This window comes from Kitasatospora sp. GP30 (assembly GCF_029892145.1).
Taxonomy (GTDB): domain Bacteria; phylum Actinomycetota; class Actinomycetes; order Streptomycetales; family Streptomycetaceae; genus Kitasatospora; species Kitasatospora acidiphila.
The window spans coordinates 37274-59021 of sequence record NZ_JARZAH010000013.1; the positions used below are offsets into that span (position 1 = coordinate 37274).

Sequence of the window (21748 nt, forward strand, 5' to 3'; positions counted from 1 at the left end):
TTTCGGCCGGGGCAGGGTCGGGCCGGCCCTGTCGCCCACAGCGTACGGGGCTGGCCCGCCGATTCGTCGGGTGATCCTCGGACGTGGTGCCAGGGGTTGACAGCGGCTGACTTTTTGCCACCGGCCTTCAGGGGGTGGTCAGCTGGGCCGCCCAGGGCGGGTTGGCGCCGGCGACCGAGCAGGTCAGCGCGGCTACGGTGGCCGCGAACCGGCAGGCGTCGGCCATCTGATCGACCGTCAGGGCGTTCAACCGGCCACCCAGCAGGCCGGCTTGGGAGAGGTGGTGGAGCAGCCCGGCGGTGAAGGCGTCGCCGGCCCCGACGGTGTCGACCACCTGAACGGGAGCGGCCTCGATCCGCACCCGTTCGCCGTGGAGGGAGGCCAGCGCGCCCTGCTCGCCGAGGGTCAGCACGATCAGCGGAACGCCCAGCTGGTGCCAGTGGTCGAGGACTTCGGCGATCGGCTGATCGGGGTGGAGGAGCGCCAGGTCGTCAGCGGACAGGCGTAGCAGGTCGGTGAGGGCGCACCAGGCGGCCATGCGCTCCCGGTAGCGTTCCGGGGCGACCAGCAGCGGTCGAAGGTTCGGATCGATCGAAACGGTGGCGTGCGCTCCGGCGCGGGCCAGCAACTCTTCGACGGCGGCTGCGCCGGGGGCGCGTACCAGGGCGAGTGAGCCGGTGTGGACGGCGACGGACTGCGTCAGGTCGACGGCGGCCAGCTCGGCCGGCTGCCACTGGAAGTCGGCGGTGCCCTCGGCGTGGAAGGTGTAGCCGGCCCGCCCCTCGGCGTCCAGCGCGGCGATCGCCAGGGTGCTGGGCTCGGCGGCGGCCACGCAGCCCGACAGGTCGACGCCCGAGCCGGCCAGCCGGTCGCGGAAGAGCGCGCCGAACGGGTCGGCGGCCAGCCGGCCGAGGAAGCGGGTGCGGGTGCCGAGCCGGGCGAGCGCGGTGGCGGTGTTGGCGGGGCCGCCGCCGGGGTGCACGGTCAGCGACAGCTCGCCGGGGCGGCCGTCGGTGGCGAAGGCGTCGGCGACGCACTCGCCGAGCACGGTGATGCTCAAGGGGGGTCCCCTCCGTCTTTCACGTGCGGGTCGGCCGTCGCGCGCGGGTCGGTGCCGTGCCCGGCTCAGCGCCGCGCACCGGCCTCGCTCGCCTGGGCGATCTCCACGGCGTGGTGCAGGTCGGTGGTGGCCTCCACGGTACCGGCCGCGCTGACGGCCAGGCAGGCGGCCAGAGCCAGGGCGGCCACCACCCGGCGACGGTTGCCGGTGCCGGGCAGCGCGGCGGTCAGCCCGTCGGGCTCGGGGGAGAGCAGCGCGGCCACCCGGCGGGGGACCGGTCCGGCGGCGGCCGCCGGGGCCAGCAGCGGGCGCTGCCGGCGCTCCCGTCGCGGGGTGCGGGAGGCGGCCAGCGCGGCGCGGCCGACGGCACGGGCGGTCACCGCGCGGTCGCCGACCGAGCGGGCGGCGTCCTCGTCGGCCCAGCGCTCCAGGTGGTAGCCGAGCGGGGTGCGCAGCTGGCGCAGCGCCGGGTGCAGCACGGCGGCGTACTCGGCGGCGGCCAGGAAGAGGTGGTGGCGGGACGTCAGGTGCGCTCGCTCATGGGCCAGCAGGGCGGCCCGCTCGGGGGCCGGCAGGGCGCGCAGCATGCCGGCGGTGACCACGATGCGGCCGGGGCGGCCGGGCAGGGCGTAGGCGTCGGCGTGGTCCTCGTCCAGCACCGCGAGCGGGTGGTGGTCGGTGGGGCTGAACAGCTCGCGCAGGCTCGGGCGGGGCGGCTGGGGCAGGCCCAGGGCGGCCCGGGCCCGGCGCAGGTCGCGGTACTGCCGGTGCGCGGTGCGCAGGGTCAGCGCGCCGGTCACCACCAGGGCGATCCCGGCCAGGGTGGCGAGCACCATGGCGGTGGGCGAGGCGTCGGCCAGCCAGGGCACCGACAGGTGGGCGAGCGCGGCCACCGCGGGGATCCGCAGCAGGCCGCCCGCCAGCAGCAGGCCGAGCGAGGCGGCGCTGGCCCCGGCCAGCAGCGCCCCGGTGCAGCCCAGCACCCAGGCGGCGGCGCGCGGCGGCAGCGCCTCGGCCAGTCGGCGGGCGGCGGGGGCGGCGAGGAACGGCACCAGGAACGGGGCCCAGACGGCGACGATCATTGCTGCCCGCCGCTCTGCCCGCCGACTGCCGGCCGACCGGCGGCCTGCCCGTTCGCCGGCCCGTCGCCGAGCAGCTCGCGCAGCAGGCGCTCGTCGTCGTCGGAGAGGTCGGAGACGAACCGGGCCAGCACGGTGGAGCGGTCCTGCTCGCGCTCCAGTTCGGTGCGCATCCGGCGGGCCGCCAGACCGGCCGGGTCCTGCACGGTGGGGGTGTAGGCGTAGGCGCGGCCGGCTCGGGTGCGCTCCACGGTGCCCTTGTCGTGCAGTCGGGCCAGGATCGTGGCGATGGTGGTCCGGGCCAGGTCGCCGCCGAGGGCCAGCTGGACGTCCTGCGGGGTGAGGGGTCGGTCGGCGGCCCAGAGTGCGGCGAGCACCTGCGCCTCCAGTTCCCCCGACGGGCGGCGCACGGCTGGCAGTTCCGGCATGTCGACGTGACCTCCAGTCTTCGTCTACAGTCGTGTAGACCGTCTACGTCACTGTAGACGGTTGGGGCGCGTTCCGCAGGACCGCCTCCACCAGTATGAGAGGTCCGCCAAACGTGCTCGCTGCCTCCTCCGTGCTCGCGGTCAACATCCTCGACGCATCGTCGGTGTTGTCCGCATTCGGGGCCCTCGGGATCGCCGTCGTCCTGTTCGCCGAGACCGGCCTGCTGGTCGGGTTCATGCTGCCCGGCGACTCGCTGCTCTTCACCGCCGGCCTGCTCTGCGTCTCCGGTACGCACAGTGGTCCGCACCTGGTGCTCTGGCAGGTGCTGCTGTCCGCGGTGGTCGGCGCGCTGGCCGGTGCGCAGGTCGGCTATCTGATCGGCAAGCGCGGCGGCCGGGCGCTGCTGGCCCGCAGCGAGCGCAAGGCGCTGAAGCAGGGCGTCGCGCGGGCCGAGGAGCTGCTGGCGCAGTACGGACACGCCAAGGCCATCGTGCTGGCCCGGTTCATCCCCGTGGTGCGCACCGTGCTCAACCCGATGGCCGGCGTCCTGGAGGTGCCGCAGCGCACCTTCGCCCTCTGGCAGGTGCTCGGCGGCCTGGTCTGGTCGGTCGGTGTGGTGCTCGCCGGGTACGCGCTCGGATCGTCCGTTCCCAGTATCGACAAGTACTTGTTGCCGATCATTGGTCTGGTAGTAGTTGTCTCCGTGATCCCGATTGCTCTCGAAATGCTCCGCGCCCGCAAGGCCGCCCGCCAGGGTGGTGACGCCTGATGACCGAACTCCTCGCCTATGACGGCAGCGGCATCGACGGCGGCTTCTACACCACCGTCACCGGCTGGGCCCAGGACACCCCGCACTGGCTCGACAAGACGATCGACGTCTGGTCGAACCTCGGCCTCGGCCTCTTCGCCCTGTTCATGCTCTGGGCCTGGTGGCAGGCGCGCCGGGCCGACTCGGTGGTGATGGCCCGGGTGCTCGCCGCGCCGGTCATCGTGGTGGTCGCCTACCTGGCCAACTCGGTGCTGAAGAGCCTGGTCCACGAGGTGCGGCCGTGCCAGCAGCTGCACACGGTCACTGTGGAGACCTGCCCCGGGGTCGGGGACTGGTCGTTCCCGAGCAACCACTCGGTGATCGCCTTCGCGGCCGCGACCGCGCTGCTCTTCGCCTACCGGCGGCTCGGCTGGGTGGCGATGCTGTTCGCCGTGCTGATGGGGGCGTCCCGGGTCTGGATCGGCGTGCACTACCCGCATGACGTGGTGGTCGGCCTGGTGGTCGGCATCGTGGCCGGTGCGGTGCTGGGGGCGTTCGCGGGACGGCTGGCGCCGCTGGTGGAGCGGCTGCGGGGCGGCGCGCTGGGGCCGTTCCTTGGGGCAGGGCCGGCGACGGCCTGACGCTCTCGGGCCCTGTGCCTTCTTCGTCTTGTTCGCCTGTTTTCTCAGGCGCGGGTTCTCTGCGAGTTCTCGAGTGCGAGGCCGGATCGACCGCATGGTCGGTCCGGCCTCGCGCTGCTTTCGGCGCCTGCGGATTCGTCCACAACCGGTGGGTTATCCACAGGCATGGAAGTCCCCTTGTGCGGCCCTGGCGGCAGGAGCAGCATGAAACCGCCTCCAGCGGTTGCGCATCGGCTCGGGTGCGCATCGTGTGTCGAAGGGACCAACGCCATGCCGTACCGTCTCGATGTCCTCCAGGGAGACTGGCCCGCCGAGGAGCTGCGCCAGGGAGTGGAGGGCCTGCTGGCCGAGTCCATGGTGCTCACCTTGGCCACCGCCGGGCCCGAGCACGGGCCGCACGCCAATCTCGCCTTCTACGCGTACGACGACGACCTGGTGCTCTATTTCGTCAGTGAGCGCTCCACCAGGCACAGCATCCACCTGTCCGAGCAGGCCCGGGCCGCCGCGACGGTCTTCCTGCCCCCGCCGGCCTTCGGTGAGCAGCTGCGCGGGCTGCAGCTCGCCGGGCGGGCCGGCGAGGCCTGGGGGCACCATGCCGAGGCCGCGCTGACGGCCTATCAGAAGCGCTATCCGAGCTTCGCCCAGACGCCCGAGATACGCGAGCAGTTCCTGGCGGGCGGCGGGGCGGCGGCGCTCTACCGCTTCGAGGTGGCGGAGCTCACCGCGGTGGACGAGCCGCACTTCGGCCGCCGCAACTACCTGCGGGCGGAGGTGGTGCGGTAGTCCAGTTGTCCATGATGAGCGGGGTTGTTGTCTGTACAACTTGGTGATTGTTACTGTGCTGGTCGCCGTCCGGCAACCCTGCCGTCACCTGGGCCGCGCAGCGTTGTCGCCGTGCGGGTGGGCGTCGGTTCGACCTGCACTCCGGCACCACCAACCCGCAAAGGCACCCCACAGATGAGCATCTCCGACATTCGCCTGGTCGTACTGGACATGGCCGGGACCACCGTGGCCGACGACGGCCTGGTCGAGCAGGCCTTCAACGCGGCCGCGCTGGCCCTCGGCGTCGAGCCCGGCAGCCCCGAGCACGAGCCGATGCTCGCCCATGTCCGGGCCACCATGGGGGAGTCCAAGATCTCCGTCTTCCGGCACCTCTTCGGCAACGAGGAGCGGGCCCAGCGCGCCAACCGGGCGTTCGAGCAGGCCTACCACGACCTGGTCGAGGCCGGGCACTGCGCGGCGATCCCCGGCGCCGCCGAGGCCATCACCGAGCTGCGCGCCCAGGGTCGCACGGTGGTCCTCACCACCGGCTTCTCGCGGGCCACCCAGGACCGCATCCTGACGGCGCTCGGCTGGCAGCAGATCGCCGACCTGACCCTCTGCCCCGCCGACGCCGGTCGCGGCCGCCCCTACCCCGACCTCGCCCTCACCGCGCTGCTGCGCACCGAGACCGACTCGGTGCGCGAGGTCGCGGTGGTCGGCGACACCGGCTACGACATGCTCACCGGCACCCGCGCCGGCGCCGCCGTGGTCGCCGGGGTGCTCACCGGTGCGCACGGCGCCGAGCGGCTGCGGGCCGACGGTGCCACCCATGTGCTGGCCTCGATCGCCGAGCTGCCCGGACTGCTGGGCGCGCGCTGAGCCGCTGAGCCGCGCTGCCGGGTGGTGGCATCGAGCCGTGCCACCGCCCGGCGCAACGTCATCGTCGGCTTTCGTCACTGGAAGTGACACACCCTCCGTGTTGTGCCACGATGCTCAGCGCAGTCGGCGGCCGGCAGTGCCGGTCGGCATGGTTCGACAACTCGGGGGAGACCGATGCTCAACGGCGGAGCCCTACCCATCCCCGGTTGGGTGGGCGGCGACGGCAACAGCGCCTACCTGGACAAGACCCTTCGGCACGAGCCCGTCGAGACGGTCCTCGACGACCGGGTCTCCGGGCAGACCGTCCTCAGGCTCTGGAGCCGCGCGGCCCTGGTCGCCTTCATCGCGGCCCTGGTCCAGTTCCCGATCCTGCTCTTCACGCTGTTCAGCAGCTCCGGCTCCGGGCCGTCCTACGGAAACCCGATGTACGGGGAGGGCGGTAGCAGCGGGCCCGACCCGACGTTCCTGTTCGTGATGCTCTTCGACGTCCCACTGGTCTTCTGGCTGGTGCTGCTCTGCTCCAAGCTCACCGAGCCGATCGCCGAGTGGCGGGTCCTGCTGCACGACCGCAGTGAGCAGGACGTCCAGTCCACCTATCACAAGATCTGCGGAGTGGCGGCCCAGCGCGGCTTCCCGCTGGGCGTCAACTACCGCCGCCTGGCGACCGGTCACGCCAACGGCCAGCTCAACAGCCGGCTGGCGCTCAGCAACGGCGACTGCGAGGCCGTGATCTCGGTCTTCCGCTACGGCACCAGCCTCTACCTGGGCTGGCAGATGTGGCGCAGCCGGCGCGGCTGGCGGCTGATCGCGCGCTTCCTCGGCGACGCCCTCGGCAGCATCTTCGGAAAGGCCGACCTGGCGTGGGCGATGCTGCGCACCGAGAACGTGCGGGCGATGCGCGAGGCGGTGCACGCGCTCTGCCGCGAGGGCCTGGTGACCGCGCTGGAGCAGCAGGTGGTCGGCGTCGAGTTCGGCTTCGGCAGCGGCCTGCCGCCGCAGGCCGAGTACCGGCAGGCCAGCTCCGTCATCACCGACAGCGGCCCCGCCGCCGGGCCGCTCACCCGGGCCACCGCCGCGCCGATCCCGGGGCAGACCCGGGGCCAGTACCCGGGGCAGGCCACCTGGCAGGACCCGTCGTCGGGCGCGGCCGCGGCGTTCACGGTGCCGGGCGCGGACGGCCCGACCACCCCGCCGTCCTTCCAGCCCCCCGCCCAGGCACCGATCCCGGGCCCGGTCGCGCCGCACCACGGCGGGCACGGCGATCCGCACCACGGTCACCAGCACCTCCCCCAGGACCAGCCGCCCGCCGCCCCTGCTCCTTCTCCTGCCCCTGCTCCCGCTCCCGAGCCGCCCGCGTCGTCGCCGCCGAGCCACGACTCGCACCACCACGGCCACAACGGCTGACGGAGGCGTAACGGATGGTCGACGCCTCGTCAGGCCCTGACGGCGTGCTGCTGCACTCCACCGACGCGGGCAGCTGGGCCTGGGCCGGGCTCCGGCTGGCCCCCGCCCAGGGGCTGGCCGAGCACCGCGGCTATGCGGACGTCACCGAGGAGCAGCGCATCGCCGAAGCGGTGCGGGCCGAGCTCGCCTGGCTGCAGCGCCAGTGCCGCCCCGGCGAGGCGAGCCGCCTGGACCTGCGCTACCTGAGCGAGCCGGGCAGCGGGCTACTGCGGTGCGTGCTGCTCGGCCAGGTCGCCGCAGCCACCCCGGCCGCCGCGCACACCGCCGCCCTGGCGCTGCGCGAGCGGCTGGCCGCGCTGCCCGGCCATGTCGCGGCCCGGCCGATCACCGACCAGGCCGAGCTGCTGGCGGTGCTCAACCCGCCGCTCGCGCCAGTGGCCGCGTCCACCGCGGGCCCGGCAGCCGCGCACGGCGCTGGGCCCGGCGCCGCCGGGCCCGCCACGGGGCCCGCCACGATCGAGGCCGCCGAAGTCCGGCCCCGACTCACCGCCCTAGCCCTGCAACGCCCCGACACCGACCGCCGCTACGCGGTCCTCGCCGCCGACCTGGAGCCGTCGTCCGTCAGTTGGGAACCGCTCTGGGCGGCCCTGGCCGGCGCCGACCAGCCGGTGGTCCTCTCCGTCGCCCTTGAACCGGTCCAGCTCGGCCCCGCCGAAATCGCCGAACTCGCGCGCTACGCAGCCGAATACCGCCGACTCGCCACACCCGGCCACACCGCCCCGCCCTGGCCGCAGGTCCTGCCCGGCGACCCCGCCGCCGCCCGGGCGGCGGCCGCCCTGGAGGCCGCGCTGCCCCGGCTCAGCGCCCCGGCCTTCCGCCTGCGCGCCACCCTGCTCGGCACCGGCCCGGCCGTCCCCGCAGGCCTGCTCGCGGGTGCGGCCGGGGCCGTCGCGCTGCCCGTGCCACCCGCCGAACTGCCGGTCGTGCACGCCAACGTGGCCGGCCTCAACCTCACTCCGCTCCCGGCCACCCATCACCAGGGTCTGCCCGCCGGCCACTACGGCTGGGTCGAGCAGACCGTCAGCTCGCTCGCAGCCCCGGAGCGGGCCGTCGCCCTGCTGCGGCTGCCGTACCAGGTGCCGACCCACCGCCGGCTCTTCGACGACCGCTTCCTGGCTGCCGCCGCCCCCGCCGCGGGTGGCGGGCCGGCGCCGGCCCCGACCAGCCCCGAGCCGCATCTGCCCGCCTTCTGACACATAGGTTCTGACGCATCGTTTGGATTCTGACGCATCGTTTCGCTGACGCATCGTCGGAACCGTCTGGAGACACCCATGGACCAGTACACCATCGCCTTCGACGGCGACCCCGAGGAGTTCGACGCCGACGTCCGCGACCTGCGCGACTTCCTCAGCCAGGACGCCGCTCTGCGCGGCCGGACCGAGCTCCGGCTGGTCCCGCCCGCGCCGGGCGAGCAGGGCGGCGTGGCCGACGCCGTCCGCTACGCCACCGAGCTCGGCCCACTGGTGCTGTCCCCGCTCACGCTCTGGCTCACCGCCCGGCTGCGCAAGGGCGGCAAGGTGTCGCTGACCCTGCACCGCCCGGACGGCGCCGAACTCAAGCTGGACACCGACAGCGTCGCTGACGCCAACACCCTGCTGGACCGCCTCGAAGGCTTCCTGGACCCTGACGAGCAGGGGTGAGCTGGCCCGCCCTGCTGCCCGATCCGCTGCGCTCGCGCGCGGTGCTGGTCTCGGTCGCGGAGTTCCACGATCCCGGTCTGGACGCGCTGCCCCAAGCCCAGCCCTCGGTGGACGAGTTGGCCGACGCACTGAGTGCCCCGCGCGGCCTGCTCCGCTGGGACCGGATCACCCGGATCCACGATCCACGTGATGCCAACGAGGTTCTCGGGCCGCTGCGCGAGGCCGCCGCCGACACCGCCGACCTGCTGCTCTTCTACTACGCGGGCCACGGCGTGCTGGACGGCGGCAGGGTGCACTTCGCGCTGCCCGACACCGACCAGGCGCACGCCGCGACCACCGCCCTGCCCGCCCAGCAGGTACTGGAGTTGCTGCAGCAGAGCCGGGCCAGGCACCGGCTCGCCTGGCTGGACTGCTGCTTCGCCGGCCTCGCCCTGGACCTGCCGGCAGCCGGTGACGTCAGCGTGCTGACGGCCGCCGACCGTACGCGCAAGGCGCTCGCGCCGCCCGCCCTGCGCACCACGCTCTTCGCCGACGCCCTTCTCGCCCTGCTGCGCGACGGGGTGCCGGACGGCCCCGCCCACCTCGATCTGCCGCTGCTCCACCGGCACACCGAGATCGCGCTGGGCCAGGTGCCGCCCGGCATGCCCCGCCGCACCAGCGCGCCCAACCCCTGCCACCGCGTCACCCACACCAGCGCCGACCTCGCCCTGGCCCGCAACCCCGCCCATGGCACCGCCCACACCCGTGAAGGCCTGCGCGCCCGAGCCCGCTTCGCCGTCCGTACCGCCCGCGCCGACCGTCCCGGCCGCCCGGCGCAGGCCGTCGCCCTGTTCACGGCGATCGTCGCGGACGCCGAACGCCACCTCGGGCCGGGCGACCCGGACACGGTGGAGCTCAGGCAGGGGCTGGAGTGGGCCAAGTGGGTTGCTGCACAGAGAGGATGAGGGAGAAATCTGATGTAACGTCACCGATCTACCTCACCAGGTGAGTTGGCGTGTCGCCCGTGGGCTCTTACATAGGTTTTCACTAAGAGCACACGAAAGGATGATGTCATTCCGTTTCCTGTTGCCCCCGACGCGCGCCCCCTGGAGGCTGGTTGCCGCCGGTCGGCGTGGCCGGCGGTCGAACCGGGAGGGATCACATGGGGATCTCACGTGGCCGCTACCGCTTGTGGGTTGGAGACCGGCCTGTGGTCGTGGTCGACAGCACGGCGGCGGTGAGCGGGGATCAGCTCGCCGAGCCGGCGGTCTGGCTCTTCAACTACTGGGAACACCTGGGCCGTTACACCATCGAGGCGCAGGACCGAAGCTGCGGGTGGGTGCTGCCCGTTGGCGACGGCATGACGCCGATCGCCGTGCGGACGCTGATCGTGGTGCCGAGCGAGCCTCCGGTCTTCCCGGCCTACGAGTTGTGGAGCATAAGCCCGTTGCCGGATAGCGAGATCGAGGCGCAGGGGCTCAAGCCGGACGCGGCGGTCTTCCGGGTGCACGCGGTCCGCGGCCGGACCGTCGGACTGAGCGCTCCGATCGGGCGCGGCAGGGCCGTGGTGGCCGACGCCGACGTGCCGGCCGTGTTCGCGGCCGAGCCGGTCTACTGAGTCCGGCATCCGACTCCGTTCCCCGGCCGTCGTGCCGTCGTCCGCCGCCGAGCCGGTCTACCGACCCCGCCGTTCGCCGCGGGCCGCCGTCGTCCGTCGTTCGCGGCCGGGCCGGTCCGCTGACCCCGGCGCCCGGCGCCCGGCGCTTGCCGCCATCCGCCGCCGGTGGGCTGTGCCACCCGTCCGATGGGCTGTCAGGCGCGCCATCCCGGCTCCTCACCAACGGCCGGGCTACGCTCCGGCCGTTGGTGAGGAGCCGGGCCGCCGGAACGGAGACGCAGACGAGCCTGTTCAGCCGCGAGTACCTGGTGCGGACGCTGACCTTCTGGCTGCGCCCCGCCTTCGCGCTGCGCGTGCTGAACCGGTTCCAGCGGATCGTCGGCTTCGACCGCTCGATGGCTCTGGCGTCCAGTGGACTCACGGCGCTGATTCCGCTGGCGGTGCTGCTGGCCTCGCTCCTGCGGCACCTCGGCGGGCCGGACGCGGCGCAGCGCCTCATCAACCGCTACAACCTGAGCGGCGGGGGAGCCGAAGCCGTCCGGAGCCTCTTCGGCGGCGGCGTGGACGCGGGCATCAACCTGCTCAGCGTCTTCTTCCTGGTGCTCTCGGCGCTGAGCTTCGAGCGGGCGGCGCAGCGCTTGCTCGAACAGACCTGGGAGCTGGCGCCGCTCGGTGTGCGCAACACCAGGAACGGTCTGTGGTGGATCCTGGGACTGACGTGCTACATCGGGCTCTCGAGCTCGGTGCACGCCGTCCTCGGTCGCCGGCCCTTCGAACTGGCGGCGAACATCTGCCAGGCGCCGCTCACGGCGGTCTTCCTGATCTGGAGCGGGACCGTGCTGTCGGCCGGGCGGATCGGCTGGCGGGACCTGGTGCCGTTCGGCCTGGTCGGGGCCGTCCTGGGGGCGGTCTACTCGGTGGGTTCGTCCGTCTACCTGCCTCACCTGTTCAGCTCGTACGCCACCCGCTACGGGCCGGTCGGTGCGGTCTTCGCGATGATCACCTTTCTGTTCGGCAGCATGGTGGTGGTGGTCGGTTCGGCCGTGCTCGGCCGGGAGATGTGGGACGAGCTGGAGCGCATCCGCCAGGGCGAACGCCCGCCGGACGACGAGGTCCGACGCCAGTGGGCGGTCCTGCAGAGCCAGATGAAGGAGCACTGGCGGACGGCGCGGCAGCGAACCCGCCGACGCCCACGCCAGGACCCGCCCGACTCCTGACCGGCCGAGCGCCGGGTGGCGACCGGTCCGAAGGCGTGTCTCAGCCGGCCCGGAGGCGTTCCGCCGGCAGTCGCCGGGTGAATGCCAGGCCACCGAGGGTGATCCCGCCCGCCGTCAGGATGGCGACCTTCAGGCCGCCGAGCTGCGCTGCCGCGTAGGCGTCCACCACATGCTGGGCCTGGTCGGCCGGGACACCCGCCTTGGCGAGCCCGGCACTGACCTGGTCCGTGGGCACGAAATTCACCCCGCTCTCCACCGCCACCCCGGTCTGCTCGCGCACCGCGTCGGAGATCTGCGGGTTGGCGGCGATGTTCCGGTTGAAGGCGCCCGCGAGGGCCCCGATCAGGATCGCCCCGATGAGCGCGGTGCCCAGCGAGGAGCCGAACTGCTGCGCCGTGTTCTGCAGCCCGCCGGCCTCGCTGCGGGCCTCCTCGCCGACGCTGGACTGCACGACGTTGCCCAGCTGCGAGGCCAGCAGCCCCATCCCCAAACCGAGCAGCGCCATCGCCAGCGCGAACTGGAGGTCGTCGATCTGCGGCCGGATGGTCGCCAGCAGCCAGCAGATCGCGGCCAGCATGACCACCAGCCCGCAGCGCACCAGCAGCCGCGGCGAGGCGACCCGGGCCAGCGACGAGCCGCCCAGCGCCGCGACCAGCATGGTGATCGAGACGGGCAGGAGCCGCAGCCCGGTCTCGAACGCGTTGAACCCCTGCACCACCTGCAGGTACAGCGGGATCACGAAGAACAACCCGAGCAGGATCAAGCTCTGCGTCAGCAGCATGACCAGTCCGGCGCGCAGCGGTGCGATCCGCAGCAGCGACAGCCGGACCAGCGGCATCAGCCCGTGCTTCTCCCGGCGCCGCTCCCAGCTGGTGAACAGGGCGAGGAGCACTCCGCCGGCCGCGATGACGAACAGGGTCGGTGAGAACCCGAAGATGGTGAACGGCGAGTTGCGCGGATGCAGCAGCCCCCAGCTGCTGCTCTGCAGGACGCCCAGCACCACCAGGGCGAGTCCGGCCGCGGACAGGCCGGCTCCCACGCCGTCCAGCTGGATCCGGCGTCCGGCCTCCGCTGGGACGGCGATCCAGCGCAGCAACGACAGGAGCACCACGACCACCACCGCTTCGCCGGCGAACACCAGGCGCCAGGTGAGGTAGGTGGTCACCCAGCCGCCGAGCAGCGGGCCGACCGCGATGCCGACCCCCGACATCCCGCCGATCACGCCATAGGCGATGGCCCGGTCCCGCCCCTGGTAGCAGCCGGCCACCAGGGCGGCCAGCGCCGGCAGCACGACTGCCGCGCCGAGCCCCTCGATGACCGACCACCCGAGCGCCAGCACCCACAGGACCGGCGCGACCGCGGTCAGCAGGGAGCCGACCCCGTAGACCACCAGGCCGATGCCGAAGGCACGACGGCGTCCCAGTACGTCGCCGAGCTTGCCTCCGGTGATCATGAAAGCGGCCATCACCAGGGCATAGAGCGTGATGATGGCCTGAATCGTGGTGACGTCGGTGTGGAAGTCGTGCACCAGTTGGCTGATCGACACGTTCATCACCGCGGTGTCGAGCACCATCAGGAACTGAGCCGTGCCGAGCACGGCTAGCGCCTTCCAACGGCCCATCACCCGATCTCCGTTCGGTCATGCCGGGTTGGTGGCGAGTGCCTCGTGATTCACTGCCACCGTATGTCCGCACGTACCACCCCGCAGAACGGGTGGCGTGCGCGGCCCTCCGTACCGCCATTTGGAGTCACCACGTGCTCACCGTCCTGGTCAACGGCCTGCCCGGCGCCGGAAAGACCACGCTGGCACGCCAGTTGGCCGCCGAGCTCGAGTTGCCGCTGTTCAGCAAGGATGCCGTCAAGGAGACCCTCGCCGACATCCTCGCTCCCGCCCGGCCGCCAGGTGCGACGGATCACGAGTGGAGCCGTTCGCTCGGCGCGGCGGCCGGCGAGACCCTCTGGACGCTGCTCGCGGACGCCCCCGCCGGCGCCGTGCTGGACGCCCCGTTCCTCGCCCACCTGCGTCCGGTCGTCGCGGCCGGCCTGCGCCGTGCCAACGCCCGTACGGTGCATGAGATCTGGTGTGACGTCCAGCCGGTAATGGCGCGTCGCAGGTTCATTGACCGGATGGCCGAGCGGCACCCGATCCACCCCGAGCGCGAGGGCAGCCACCCCGGCGACTGGGAGCTCTGGGAACAGGGCGCCCGGCCGCTCGCCCTGGGGGAGGTGCACCGGGTGGACACCAGCGGTCCGGTGGACGTCATGGCCCTGGCCGCGGTGCTCCGCGCGCCGCGCCGGCCGCGCGGCTGATCGCTCCGTCCGGGGCACATCCCGGCACCCTTGAAATCATTTGCCCGCTTGCGCAAGCATAGAAGTGAGAGCGGCTGGCGAAGGTAATTTCGGGAACGCCTCGGTTGGTTTCGGGAGTTGATGGAGAAATGCGGCCGCGAGTGCGACTGGTCCGCAATTCGAGATGACTGTCCCTTTTGGGTCGGCGTGTCGGCTGCAGTGTCGATTGCAGCGCCGGGTGTGGCCGTCAGAAATTCGCCAAGGGCTCCGCGTGGTGACGGCGTCCGGTCTCCCGGGCGAAATCCCGGACCAAATGGTGCAGTTCGTACCGGCCGAGATCCGTCTCCTCGATGAGTGCCGCGTCGTGCAGCCGGTCGAGTGCCGCAACGGCCCGGCGCTGGTCGACCGCCATCAGCCGGGCGACCAGCGGTGCCTCGTAGTGGGTGCGGCTCAGCTGCCCCAGGCGGCGCAGAGCCAGCGCGGCGTCCCGGTCCCGGAGCAGGTCGGAGCTCGTCAGCGCCTGGTAGCCGATGCGCAGCGAGCGGCGCACGCTCAGGTCGTCGTACTCCAGGTGGTTCAGCCGGTCCTCCTTCACAGCGAGCAGCTCGACCATGGCGCGCACGGTCAGCGCCCAGCGGGCGGCCGCGCCAGAGGGCGATGGCCCGGCCGGCGGCCGCGCTGACGGCGGGCCAGTCCTGCGCCAGGTAGGCGGTGCGCGCCCGGCACAGCGCGGCGGTGAAGTCATGGGTGTCCAGCTCGCCGTCCGCGACCCGCAGGAGGTAGCCGCCCCCGACCGAGCTGATCCGCGGCTCGGCGGCGCGGTCCTCATCGTGGTGAACGATGACGGTTCGGTGCATGTGTGGTTGAACCGTGGTGGTGACGGTCACGGTGGCTGGGTGGATGACGGTGTGGTGGCGACGGGTCTGACGACGGACAAGTCCCGGGTGCAGTTTGCGGATTGGGATGGTGACGGCCGGGCGGACGACGTGGTCCTCAATCCGGACGGCTCGGTGACGGTGTATGTGAACAACGGTGGTGACGGGCACGGTGGTTGGACGCTGCGGTCGAAGATCGCCTCGGGTGTGACCACCAACCAGAACCTGGTGGACTTCGCGGACTGGAACGGTGACGGTCTGGCGGACTACCTGGTCACCAACGGTCCGACCAACGCGTTCATGAACAACGGCGGCGAAGACGTGCGCAACCCGGGCTGGATCGACTGGGGCCAGGTCGCCGCCGGCGTCTGACCGTTCAGCAGGCAGTGCACCAGTTTCCTCCGTCCCGCCGGCGTCTTCGGCGGGGCGGGGGATCACGCGCTGCCGGGCTGGTCGACCAGCGACTGCGTGCCCAACACCATGGCCAGGGCGAGGCGTTCGGCGTCCTCGGTGCCCGGCTCGGCGGTGTAGACCATGATGTGCATGTCGCTGCCGGCCACCGTGAGCATGTCGCAGTCCAGCGTGATCGCGCCCACCTGCGGGTGGTCGATGGTCTTGGCCGACGTCTCATGGCGGCCGACCGCACCGGAGTCCCACAGCTCGACGAACCGCTCGCTGCCGGCCCGCAGTTCGGCCACCAGGGCGCGCAACCGCTGGTCTGCCGGGTAGCGTTCGGCCGCCGTGCGCAGATCGGCGACCAGCGCGGCCTCGAACGCCGCTTGGGCCTGCGGGGTGCGCCGAGCCCGGATGCCGGGGCCGAGGAACTGCCGCCAGACCCCGTTGCGCATCTTGCCCCGCCAGCCGGACGGATCGCCCATCAGCGCCGCGTAGCCCGGGTTGGCCAGCAGCAGCGTCCAGGCCGCGTCATAGACCGCGGCGGGCGTCCCGGTGAGCCGGTCCAGGATCCGCTGCACGCTCGGGGTGAGGTGCGCGGGCACGGTGTCCGGCCCGGGCGGTGCCAGCCCGGCCAGCCGGAACAGGTGCGCGCGCTCGGCCTCCGCCAACCGCAACGCCCGCGCCAGCGCCTCGACCACCTGCGCCGACGGGTGCGCGGCCCGGCCCTGCTCCAGCCGGGTCACGTAGTCCACGGAGATCCCGGCCAGCAGCGCCAGCTCCTCGCGCCGCAGCCCCGCCGCCCGCCGCTGCCCACCCGTGGGCAGCCCGACCGCGTCCGGCGGCACCCGATCCCGCCAGCGCCGCACCGCCCGCCCGAATTCCGTCGTCGCCATACCCACCAGTCTGCCTCGCGGCCCGCCGGGCTTCCTGGTACCCGCAGTCCCAGGAAGCCGGGGGTACTGGCCGCCAGCCGACCGGGAGTGGAAGCTTTGAGGCATGACGACAACACTCATCACCGGAGCCAACAAGGGCCTCGGTTACGAAACCGCCCGCCGGCTGATCGCCGCCGGACACACCGTCTACCTCGGCAGCCGGGACGCCGAGCGCGGCCGCCGGGCCGCCGAGCAGTTGGGCGCCCGCCCGGTGCGGCTCGACGTCACCGACGACGCCTCCGTCACCGCGGCGGCCCGCGCCATCGAGGCCGACGGCGGACTGGACGTGCTGGTCAACAACGCCGGCATCGAGCAGCGGCTGCCGGACGGCGGCATCATCGGCGCGGCGGAGCTGACGGCGGACGCGATCCGCGAGGTGTTCGACACCAACGTCTTCGGCACGGTGCGCGTCACCCACGCCTTCCTGCCGCTGCTCCAGAAGTCCGCCGCCCCCGTGGTGGTCAACGTCAGCAGCGGCCTGGCCTCGCTGGCCCGGATGTCCGACCCGGCCGACCTCGCCAGCGGGTACCCGGGCGTCGCGTACCCTGCGTCGAAGACCACGGTGAACATGCTCACCGTGCAGTACGCGAAGGCGTTCCCGGGCATGCGGATCAACGCCGTCGAGCCGGGCTACACCGCGACGGACCTCAATGACCACTCGGGCCACCAGACGGTGGAGGAGGGGGCGGAGATCATCGTGCGGATGGCGCTGGTGGGCCCGGACGGGCCGACGGGCGGGTACTTCGACGCCTCGGGGACGCTGCCTTGGTAGGCGCTCAACTCAGTGGTGCGGGGCCGTCGGCCATGGGGGTGCCGACGGCCCCGCGCACCCTGCAGGCGCTGCCGGCGGGCCGGGAGTGCGGGGAGTTCCCGGCCCGTCGTGGCGGTGTGCGCCTGGAGGCACAGGCAGCTCATCGGGGAGTGGCTACGCCATGACAGCCAAGGTATGCGGGTGTCCCGTCAGCGACGATGGACCGGACTCGGGGAACGTGGTGATTCTTTGCGGTCACCTTCGTCCGGGCAGGGCGGGTATCCCGGGATGGGCTGCTGGTCACGAGCCTCCCGCATGGTCCGGCGGAACGCGCCCGGGCTCACCCCGCTCTCCCGTCGGAAGAATCGGCAGAAGTACGACGGATCACCGAACCCGACTCGCTCCGCCACCTGGCTGACCGTCAAGTCGCTTGCCAGGAGCAGCCGTTTGGCCTCCAATGTCTGCTTCTCGCGGACCAGTCGGCCGGGCGTGCGCCCGGTGGCCTGCTTCACCGCCTCATGCAGATGCCCGGTCGAGACGCCCAACTCCCGTGCCAGCGTGCCCACCGAGCGGTCCCGGGCACCGGGCGAGGCGATCAGCCGGGCGAACCGGGCCGCCAACTCCCCGGCCCGGTCCGCGGTTCCGGCCGAAGCCCTGGTCGGCTCGGCCCCGGGCAGCCGCAGCGCCCGGAGCACCAGGATGTGCAGGTAGGAGGCCAGGACGCTGACGAAACCGGGCTCGACACCGTGGTACTCCTCCAGCATCGCGGTCAACAGCGCCTCGAACCGCTCGCAGTCCTCCCGGTGCAGGGGCAGCCGGCTGCGGGTGGCCAAAGTGCGCAGTGCCTCGGCGTCCTCGGGATGCGGGAGTAGGAAGTCCTCGTTGAAGAGCATCAGCCAGCCGGCGAGTCCGGCGGCCTCCCAGTGGTGCACTTGGCCCGGCGCGATCACGAACAGCTGCGGTGGCGACAGTGGCAACCGCTCCAGGTCCACGACATGCGCGCCGCTGCCGCCGGTGACCAGGACGATCTCGTAGAAGCCGTGCCGATGCGGGAAGGACGCCCGGGCCAGCGGCCCGAAGCTGTCGAACGACCCGATGGCGAACGGCAGTACCCCGTGGTCGGCCACCTTCAGCTCGTGCAGCTCCAGGGGGTGGTGGGGGTGGTGTGGGGGACGGATGGTCATGGCACGCTGCTGCCCAGGCGCCGGGCCGATTACTCCAGGGTGGACACGCTCCGAGCTCCGATCAGGCTGTGCCGATCGGCACACCCCCGGTGCGCGTGCACGGGCAGGACCTGCCGATCGGCACATGGTCCGGGAGGCGTGGTGGCGGCGAAGCTGGTGGGGCATCAGGACGGCGGCCATCGGGGCGGCCGTCGAGGAAGGGAGCCCGTCATGGTCCGCACTGGTACGTCCCGTCTCGCCGTCACCCTCGCCGCCGCCGCCGTCGCGCTCACGACGCTGACCGCCGCCGCTCCGGCGGCGGATGCCGGGGCGACGGGCGCCGACCACCCAGCGCGTCTCGCGAGTGTCAGCGGGTCGGCGCGGATCTTCTACGCGTTCCGTCCCAATGACGAGATCCGGTTCACCGTCGATGCCCAGGCGGCGCCGTACACTCGGGGCTTCCCGGGCACCAAGATCAAGGATGGCCTGCCCACCGATGCGCGCGGCACCGTCCGCTTCTCGCACAAGGTCGTCGAGACCGGTGAGGTCGGCACCGCCGAGGCCGCCGTGGACTGCCTGGTCACCGGGGACCGGGTCGCCACCGTGACCGCGGTCATCACCAAGTCGGACGTCATGCCGGTCGGCCAGCGGGTCGGCCTGAGCATCTACCACGGCCCGGGCCACGGCAACGACCGCCTTGGCTTCTCCTGGGGTGTCGCCAACCTCGATGTGGACGCCGCTGGGAAGCCCGTGCAGCCGGTGGTCGGCACCTGCATGGCGCCGGCGCCGTTCGCGCCGGTCGTCGACGGAGGTTTCAACGTGCACCCGGCCGACCTGGAGGTCCGCTGACGGGTGCCAATCGCCTCAGGACGCGCTGTAGTTGGGCAACTGCTGCAGGAACGCGGTCAGTTCGGCACCCTGCTGCGGAGTGAAGGCGGCCTTCGGGACCGGTATCACCAGGACCTTGCTCGGCTGGAGCAGCAGGAACTCCTGGCTCTGGGTGATCTTCTGGAACCGCGCCCAGCTGAACTCCGAGCGGCTCTGCGCCTTGGTGAAGGAGCAGCCGTCGACGGTGAAGGCGGCCTGGACCGGGCTCGGGTCGCGTTCCAGGGCGCGGGTCAGGCTGCGCTTGGCGGCGATGGGCTGCCAGATCGCCAGGAACACCGCTCCGACCAGCAGCCCGACCCCGAACGGCGTCCCGCTTGCGACGATCGACAGCACCCCGCAGAGGGCAAGCAGCCCCAGGATGATCCGCACTCTCATGAAACGCCCCGGCAGCCCGTCCTTCAGGCCCCGGTACATCTGCTCAGACGTCAGCTGGTAGGTCCCTGTGATGTTCACGCCTCACGCCCTTGTCGCTCGTTGCTCGTCGCCTGTCGACCATGTGTCAGACGCCGCATCCTAGGGCCCGGGTCGGTCAGAGCCGATGGTGCCCCGGGCCCACCCGGGCGGACGGGCGGGCCGGGGTTGGCGTAGCCGGAAACACCGAAGGGCCCCGCCCCCGCGAACCGGAATCCGGTCAGCGGGGGCGGGGCCCCGACGGGCACCCGTGGCGTCAGCTCAGCGAAGCCAGCGCCTCGTTGAGGGTCTTCGACGGACGCATCACGGCGGACGCCTTCTCCACGACGGGCTGGTAGTAGCCGCCGAGGTCCACCGGGGAGCCCTGGACGGCGATCAGCTCGTCGACGATGGTCTGCTCCTGCTCGGAGAGGGTCTTCGCGAGCGGGGCGAAGGCCTCGGCGAGCTTGGCGTCGGCGGTCTGCTTGGCCAGCTCCTGGGCCCAGTACAGGGCCAGGTAGAAGTGGCTGCCGCGGTTGTCGATCTGGCCGACGCGGCGGGCCGGCGACTTGTCGTTCTCCAGGAAGGTGCCGGTGGCCCGGTCCAGGGTGTCGGCCAGGACCTGGGCGCGGGCGTTGTCCGTGGTCTGCGCCAGGTGCTCGAAGCTGGCGGCCAGGGCGAAGAACTCGCCCAGGCTGTCCCAGCGCAGGTAGTTCTCCTTGACCAGCTGCTGGACGTGCTTCGGGGCGGAGCCGCCGGCGCCGGTCTCGAACAGGCCGCCGCCGTTGATCAGCGGGACGACCGACAGCATCTTGGCGCTGGTGCCCAGCTCCAGGATCGGGAACAGGTCGGTCAGGTAGTCGCGCAGCACGTTGCCGGTGACCGAGATGGTGTTCTCGCCGCGGCGGATCCGCTCCAGCGAGAAGGCGGTGGCCTTCTCGGGGGCCATGATCTCGATCTGCAGGCCGTTGGTGTCATGCTCCGGCAGGTACTGCTTGACCTTGGCGATCAGGTTGGCGTCGTGCGCGCGGTCCTCGTCCAGCCAGAAGACGGCCGGGTCGCCGGTGGCGCGGGCGCGGTTGACGGCCAGCTTCACCCAGTCGCGGATCGGGATGTCCTTGGTCTGGCACATCCGGAAGACGTCACCGGCGGCGACCGGCTGCTCCAGCACCACGGCGCCGGCGGCGTCGACCACGCGGACGGTGCCGTCGGCCGGGATCTCGAAGGTCTTGTCGTGGCTGCCGTACTCCTCGGCGGCCTGGGCCATCAGGCCGACGTTCGGCACCGAGCCCATGGTGGCCGGGTCGAAGGCGCCGTGGGCGCGGCAGTCGTCGAGGACGGTCTGGTAGACGCCCGCGTAGCTGCTGTCCGGGATGACGGCGAGGGTGTCGGCCTCCTGGCCGTCCGGGCCCCACATGTGGCCGGAGGTGCGGATCATGGCCGGCATCGAGGCGTCGACGATGACGTCGGACGGCACGTGCAGGTTGGTGATGCCGCGGTCGGAGTCGACCATGGCCAGAGCCGGGCCCTCGGCCAGCTCGGCGTCGAACGAGGCCTTGATCTCCGCGCCCTGCGGGAGCGCGTCCAGGCCGGCCAGGATGCCGCCGAGGCCGTTGTTCGGGTTGAGGCCGGCCGCCGCCAGCACCGCGCCGTACTGGGCGAAGGTCTTCGGGAAGAAGGCGCGGACCACGTGGCCGAAGAAGATCGGGTCGGACACCTTCATCATGGTGGCCTTGAGGTGCACCGAGAACAGCACGTCCTCGGCCTTGGCCCGGGCCACCTGGGCGGCCAGGAAGGTGCGCAGCGCGGCGACCCGCATCACGGCGGCGTCGACGACCTCGCCGGCCAGCACCGGGACCGACTCGCGCAGCACGGTGGTGCTGCCGTCGGCGGCGACCAGCTCGATCTTCAGCGAGCCGGCCTCGGTGATCACCGCGGACTTCTCGGTCGAGCGGTAGTCGTCGGCACCCATGGTGGCGACGTTGGTCTTGGAGTCGGCCGTCCAGGCGCCCATCCGGTGCGGGTGGGTCTGGGCGTACTTCTTGACCGACAGCGGGGCGCGGCGGTCCGAGTTGCCCTCGCGCAGCACCGGGTTGACGGCGCTGCCCTTGACCTTGTCGTAGCGGGCGCGGACGTCGCGCTCCTCGTCGGTCTTCGGGTCGTCCGGGTAGTCCGGCAGCGCGTAGCCCTGGGCCTGCAGCTCGGCGATCGCGGCCTTCAGCTGCGGCACCGAGGCCGAGATGTTCGGCAGCTTGATGATGTTGGCGCCGGGGGTCTTGGCCAGCTCACCCAGCTCGGCGAGGGCGTCGGAGATCCGCTGGCCCTCCTCCAGACGCTCGGGGAAGTGCGCGATGATGCGCCCCGCCAGCGAGATGTCGCGGGTCTCCACCTTGACGCCCGCCGTCGAGGCGTAGGCCTGGATCACCGGCAGGAACGAGTACGTCGCCAGGGCCGGGGCCTCGTCAGTGTGCGTGTAAATGATGGTTGAGTCAGTCACCGGTACTCCGCCTTCACGTCTACCGTGTCTACAACGTCTTGACATCAAGAT

At 72.3% G+C, this 21748-nt stretch carries 23 protein-coding genes; 14 read left to right on the forward strand and 9 right to left on the reverse strand.

The features are described from left to right. Window positions 1-127: 127 nt before the first annotated feature. From P3T35_RS20045 to P3T35_RS20055, 3 genes are all read right to left on the reverse strand, one after another. Window positions 128-1060: a carbohydrate kinase gene (locus P3T35_RS20045; RefSeq protein WP_101382744.1), complete on the reverse strand. Its 933-nt coding sequence runs from the start codon at window positions 1058-1060 to the stop codon at window positions 128-130. 65 nt (window positions 1061-1125) lie between these two features. After that, window positions 1126-2142 (reverse strand): M56 family metallopeptidase, encoded by a 1017-nt coding sequence (locus tag P3T35_RS20050; protein WP_101382745.1) that lies wholly within the window; start codon window positions 2140-2142, stop codon window positions 1126-1128. Further along, the gene (locus P3T35_RS20055; RefSeq protein ID WP_101382746.1) at window positions 2139-2567 is read right to left on the reverse strand and encodes a BlaI/MecI/CopY family transcriptional regulator; all 429 of its coding nucleotides are present in this window, start codon (window positions 2565-2567) and stop codon (window positions 2139-2141) included. Before P3T35_RS20055 ends, P3T35_RS20050 begins: the two co-directional genes overlap by 4 nt. Window positions 2568-2662: 95 nt before the next feature. Between P3T35_RS20055 and P3T35_RS20060 the strand changes: the two genes are divergently transcribed. The 10 genes from P3T35_RS20060 (at window position 2663) to P3T35_RS20105 (ending at window position 11516) form a co-directional block, all read left to right on the forward strand. After that, on the forward strand, window positions 2663-3337 hold the full coding sequence (locus P3T35_RS20060; RefSeq protein ID WP_101382747.1) for a DedA family protein: 675 nt from the start codon (window positions 2663-2665) through the stop codon (window positions 3335-3337). Further along, on the forward strand, window positions 3337-3957 hold the full coding sequence (locus tag P3T35_RS20065; RefSeq protein WP_101382748.1) for a phosphatase PAP2 family protein: 621 nt from the start codon (window positions 3337-3339) through the stop codon (window positions 3955-3957). Before P3T35_RS20060 ends, P3T35_RS20065 begins: the two co-directional genes overlap by 1 nt. Window positions 3958-4227: 270 nt before the next feature. Then, window positions 4228-4740 (forward strand): pyridoxamine 5'-phosphate oxidase family protein, encoded by a 513-nt coding sequence (locus tag P3T35_RS20070; RefSeq protein ID WP_180356632.1) that lies wholly within the window; start codon window positions 4228-4230, stop codon window positions 4738-4740. Window positions 4741-4914: 174 nt separating this feature from the next. Beyond that, window positions 4915-5598 (forward strand): phosphonatase-like hydrolase, encoded by a 684-nt coding sequence (locus P3T35_RS20075; RefSeq protein ID WP_101382750.1) that lies wholly within the window; start codon window positions 4915-4917, stop codon window positions 5596-5598. A gap of 174 nt (window positions 5599-5772) precedes the next feature. After that, complete coding sequence (locus P3T35_RS20080; protein WP_101382751.1) at window positions 5773-7002, forward strand: hypothetical protein; 1230 nt, start codon at window positions 5773-5775, stop codon at window positions 7000-7002. A gap of 14 nt (window positions 7003-7016) precedes the next feature. Then, window positions 7017-8255, forward strand: a complete 1239-nt coding sequence (locus tag P3T35_RS20085) for a hypothetical protein (RefSeq protein ID WP_101382752.1) — start codon at window positions 7017-7019, stop codon at window positions 8253-8255. Between the two features lie 78 nt (window positions 8256-8333). Continuing rightward, complete coding sequence (locus P3T35_RS20090; protein ID WP_141633736.1) at window positions 8334-8702, forward strand: hypothetical protein; 369 nt, start codon at window positions 8334-8336, stop codon at window positions 8700-8702. Continuing rightward, the gene (locus P3T35_RS20095; protein ID WP_101382754.1) at window positions 8699-9646 is read left to right on the forward strand and encodes a caspase family protein; all 948 of its coding nucleotides are present in this window, start codon (window positions 8699-8701) and stop codon (window positions 9644-9646) included. Before P3T35_RS20090 ends, P3T35_RS20095 begins: the two co-directional genes overlap by 4 nt. A gap of 197 nt (window positions 9647-9843) precedes the next feature. After that, the gene (locus tag P3T35_RS20100; protein WP_101382755.1) at window positions 9844-10299 is read left to right on the forward strand and encodes an I66 family serine proteinase inhibitor; all 456 of its coding nucleotides are present in this window, start codon (window positions 9844-9846) and stop codon (window positions 10297-10299) included. A gap of 248 nt (window positions 10300-10547) precedes the next feature. After that, window positions 10548-11516 carry a YhjD/YihY/BrkB family envelope integrity protein gene (locus tag P3T35_RS20105; protein WP_280707200.1) on the forward strand — a complete coding sequence of 323 codons (969 nt, stop codon included), beginning with the start codon at window positions 10548-10550 and terminating at the stop codon, window positions 11514-11516. A gap of 40 nt (window positions 11517-11556) precedes the next feature. Here P3T35_RS20105 and P3T35_RS20110 read toward each other — a convergent pair whose 3' ends face one another. Next, window positions 11557-13137, reverse strand: a complete 1581-nt coding sequence (locus P3T35_RS20110; RefSeq protein ID WP_101382757.1) for an MFS transporter — start codon at window positions 13135-13137, stop codon at window positions 11557-11559. A gap of 134 nt (window positions 13138-13271) precedes the next feature. On the opposite strand from P3T35_RS20110, the gene P3T35_RS20115 reads away from it, so the two are divergent. Next, a complete protein-coding gene (locus P3T35_RS20115) occupies window positions 13272-13826 on the forward strand; it encodes an AAA family ATPase (protein WP_280707093.1) in 555 nt (184 codons plus the stop codon). A gap of 226 nt (window positions 13827-14052) precedes the next feature. On the opposite strand, the gene P3T35_RS20120 is transcribed toward P3T35_RS20115, so the two are convergent. After that, window positions 14053-14418 carry a hypothetical protein gene (locus tag P3T35_RS20120; RefSeq protein WP_180356634.1) on the reverse strand — a complete coding sequence of 122 codons (366 nt, stop codon included), beginning with the start codon at window positions 14416-14418 and terminating at the stop codon, window positions 14053-14055. Between the two features lie 130 nt (window positions 14419-14548). Between P3T35_RS20120 and P3T35_RS20125 the strand changes: the two genes are divergently transcribed. After that, a complete protein-coding gene (locus P3T35_RS20125) occupies window positions 14549-15052 on the forward strand; it encodes a VCBS repeat-containing protein (RefSeq protein ID WP_180356635.1) in 504 nt (167 codons plus the stop codon). A gap of 62 nt (window positions 15053-15114) precedes the next feature. Here the strand turns inward: P3T35_RS20125 and P3T35_RS20130 are convergent, their stop codons facing one another. Next, window positions 15115-15969 carry a helix-turn-helix transcriptional regulator gene (locus tag P3T35_RS20130; protein ID WP_101382760.1) on the reverse strand — a complete coding sequence of 285 codons (855 nt, stop codon included), beginning with the start codon at window positions 15967-15969 and terminating at the stop codon, window positions 15115-15117. Window positions 15970-16072: 103 nt separating this feature from the next. Between P3T35_RS20130 and P3T35_RS20135 the strand changes: the two genes are divergently transcribed. Then, on the forward strand, window positions 16073-16780 hold the full coding sequence (locus tag P3T35_RS20135) for an SDR family oxidoreductase (RefSeq protein ID WP_101382761.1): 708 nt from the start codon (window positions 16073-16075) through the stop codon (window positions 16778-16780). Between the two features lie 188 nt (window positions 16781-16968). On the opposite strand, the gene P3T35_RS20140 is transcribed toward P3T35_RS20135, so the two are convergent. Beyond that, window positions 16969-17943: an AraC family transcriptional regulator gene (locus P3T35_RS20140; protein ID WP_101382762.1), complete on the reverse strand. Its 975-nt coding sequence runs from the start codon at window positions 17941-17943 to the stop codon at window positions 16969-16971. A 210-nt stretch (window positions 17944-18153) separates the two neighbouring features. On the opposite strand from P3T35_RS20140, the gene P3T35_RS20145 reads away from it, so the two are divergent. Next, window positions 18154-18771 (forward strand): hypothetical protein, encoded by a 618-nt coding sequence (locus P3T35_RS20145; protein ID WP_101382763.1) that lies wholly within the window; start codon window positions 18154-18156, stop codon window positions 18769-18771. Window positions 18772-18786: 15 nt separating this feature from the next. On the opposite strand, the gene P3T35_RS20150 is transcribed toward P3T35_RS20145, so the two are convergent. After that, window positions 18787-19263, reverse strand: coding sequence for a YcxB family protein (locus tag P3T35_RS20150; RefSeq protein ID WP_101382764.1), 477 nt, complete (start codon window positions 19261-19263; stop codon window positions 18787-18789). Between the two features lie 214 nt (window positions 19264-19477). Beyond that, window positions 19478-21697: an NADP-dependent isocitrate dehydrogenase gene (locus tag P3T35_RS20155; RefSeq protein ID WP_101382765.1), complete on the reverse strand. Its 2220-nt coding sequence runs from the start codon at window positions 21695-21697 to the stop codon at window positions 19478-19480. Window positions 21698-21748 lie beyond the last annotated feature (51 nt).

What these genes read in the sequence shown, in the direction of transcription:
- P3T35_RS20050 (WP_101382745.1), bottom strand. Translation starts at nt 2,142, where the DNA reads ATGATCGTCGCCGTCTGGGCCCCGTTCCTGGTGCCGTTCCTCGCCGCC.
- P3T35_RS20055 (WP_101382746.1), bottom strand. Translation starts at nt 2,567, where the DNA reads ATGCCGGAACTGCCAGCCGTGCGCCGCCCGTCGGGGGAACTGGAGGCG.
- P3T35_RS20060 (WP_101382747.1), top strand. Translation starts at nt 2,663, where the DNA reads ATGAGAGGTCCGCCAAACGTGCTCGCTGCCTCCTCCGTGCTCGCGGTC.
- P3T35_RS20065 (WP_101382748.1), top strand. Translation starts at nt 3,337, where the DNA reads ATGACCGAACTCCTCGCCTATGACGGCAGCGGCATCGACGGCGGCTTC.
- P3T35_RS20070 (WP_180356632.1), top strand. Translation starts at nt 4,228, where the DNA reads ATGCCGTACCGTCTCGATGTCCTCCAGGGAGACTGGCCCGCCGAGGAG.
- P3T35_RS20075 (WP_101382750.1), top strand. Translation starts at nt 4,915, where the DNA reads ATGAGCATCTCCGACATTCGCCTGGTCGTACTGGACATGGCCGGGACC.
- P3T35_RS20080 (WP_101382751.1), top strand. Translation starts at nt 5,773, where the DNA reads ATGCTCAACGGCGGAGCCCTACCCATCCCCGGTTGGGTGGGCGGCGAC.
- P3T35_RS20085 (WP_101382752.1), top strand. Translation starts at nt 7,017, where the DNA reads ATGGTCGACGCCTCGTCAGGCCCTGACGGCGTGCTGCTGCACTCCACC.
- P3T35_RS20090 (WP_141633736.1), top strand. Translation starts at nt 8,334, where the DNA reads ATGGACCAGTACACCATCGCCTTCGACGGCGACCCCGAGGAGTTCGAC.
- P3T35_RS20100 (WP_101382755.1), top strand. Translation starts at nt 9,844, where the DNA reads ATGGGGATCTCACGTGGCCGCTACCGCTTGTGGGTTGGAGACCGGCCT.
- P3T35_RS20110 (WP_101382757.1), bottom strand. Translation starts at nt 13,137, where the DNA reads ATGGGCCGTTGGAAGGCGCTAGCCGTGCTCGGCACGGCTCAGTTCCTG.
- P3T35_RS20120 (WP_180356634.1), bottom strand. Translation starts at nt 14,418, where the DNA reads ATGGTCGAGCTGCTCGCTGTGAAGGAGGACCGGCTGAACCACCTGGAG.
- P3T35_RS20125 (WP_180356635.1), top strand. Translation starts at nt 14,549, where the DNA reads ATGGGTGTCCAGCTCGCCGTCCGCGACCCGCAGGAGGTAGCCGCCCCC.
- P3T35_RS20130 (WP_101382760.1), bottom strand. Translation starts at nt 15,969, where the DNA reads ATGGCGACGACGGAATTCGGGCGGGCGGTGCGGCGCTGGCGGGATCGG.
- P3T35_RS20135 (WP_101382761.1), top strand. Translation starts at nt 16,073, where the DNA reads ATGACGACAACACTCATCACCGGAGCCAACAAGGGCCTCGGTTACGAA.
- P3T35_RS20140 (WP_101382762.1), bottom strand. Translation starts at nt 17,943, where the DNA reads ATGACCATCCGTCCCCCACACCACCCCCACCACCCCCTGGAGCTGCAC.
- P3T35_RS20145 (WP_101382763.1), top strand. Translation starts at nt 18,154, where the DNA reads ATGGTCCGCACTGGTACGTCCCGTCTCGCCGTCACCCTCGCCGCCGCC.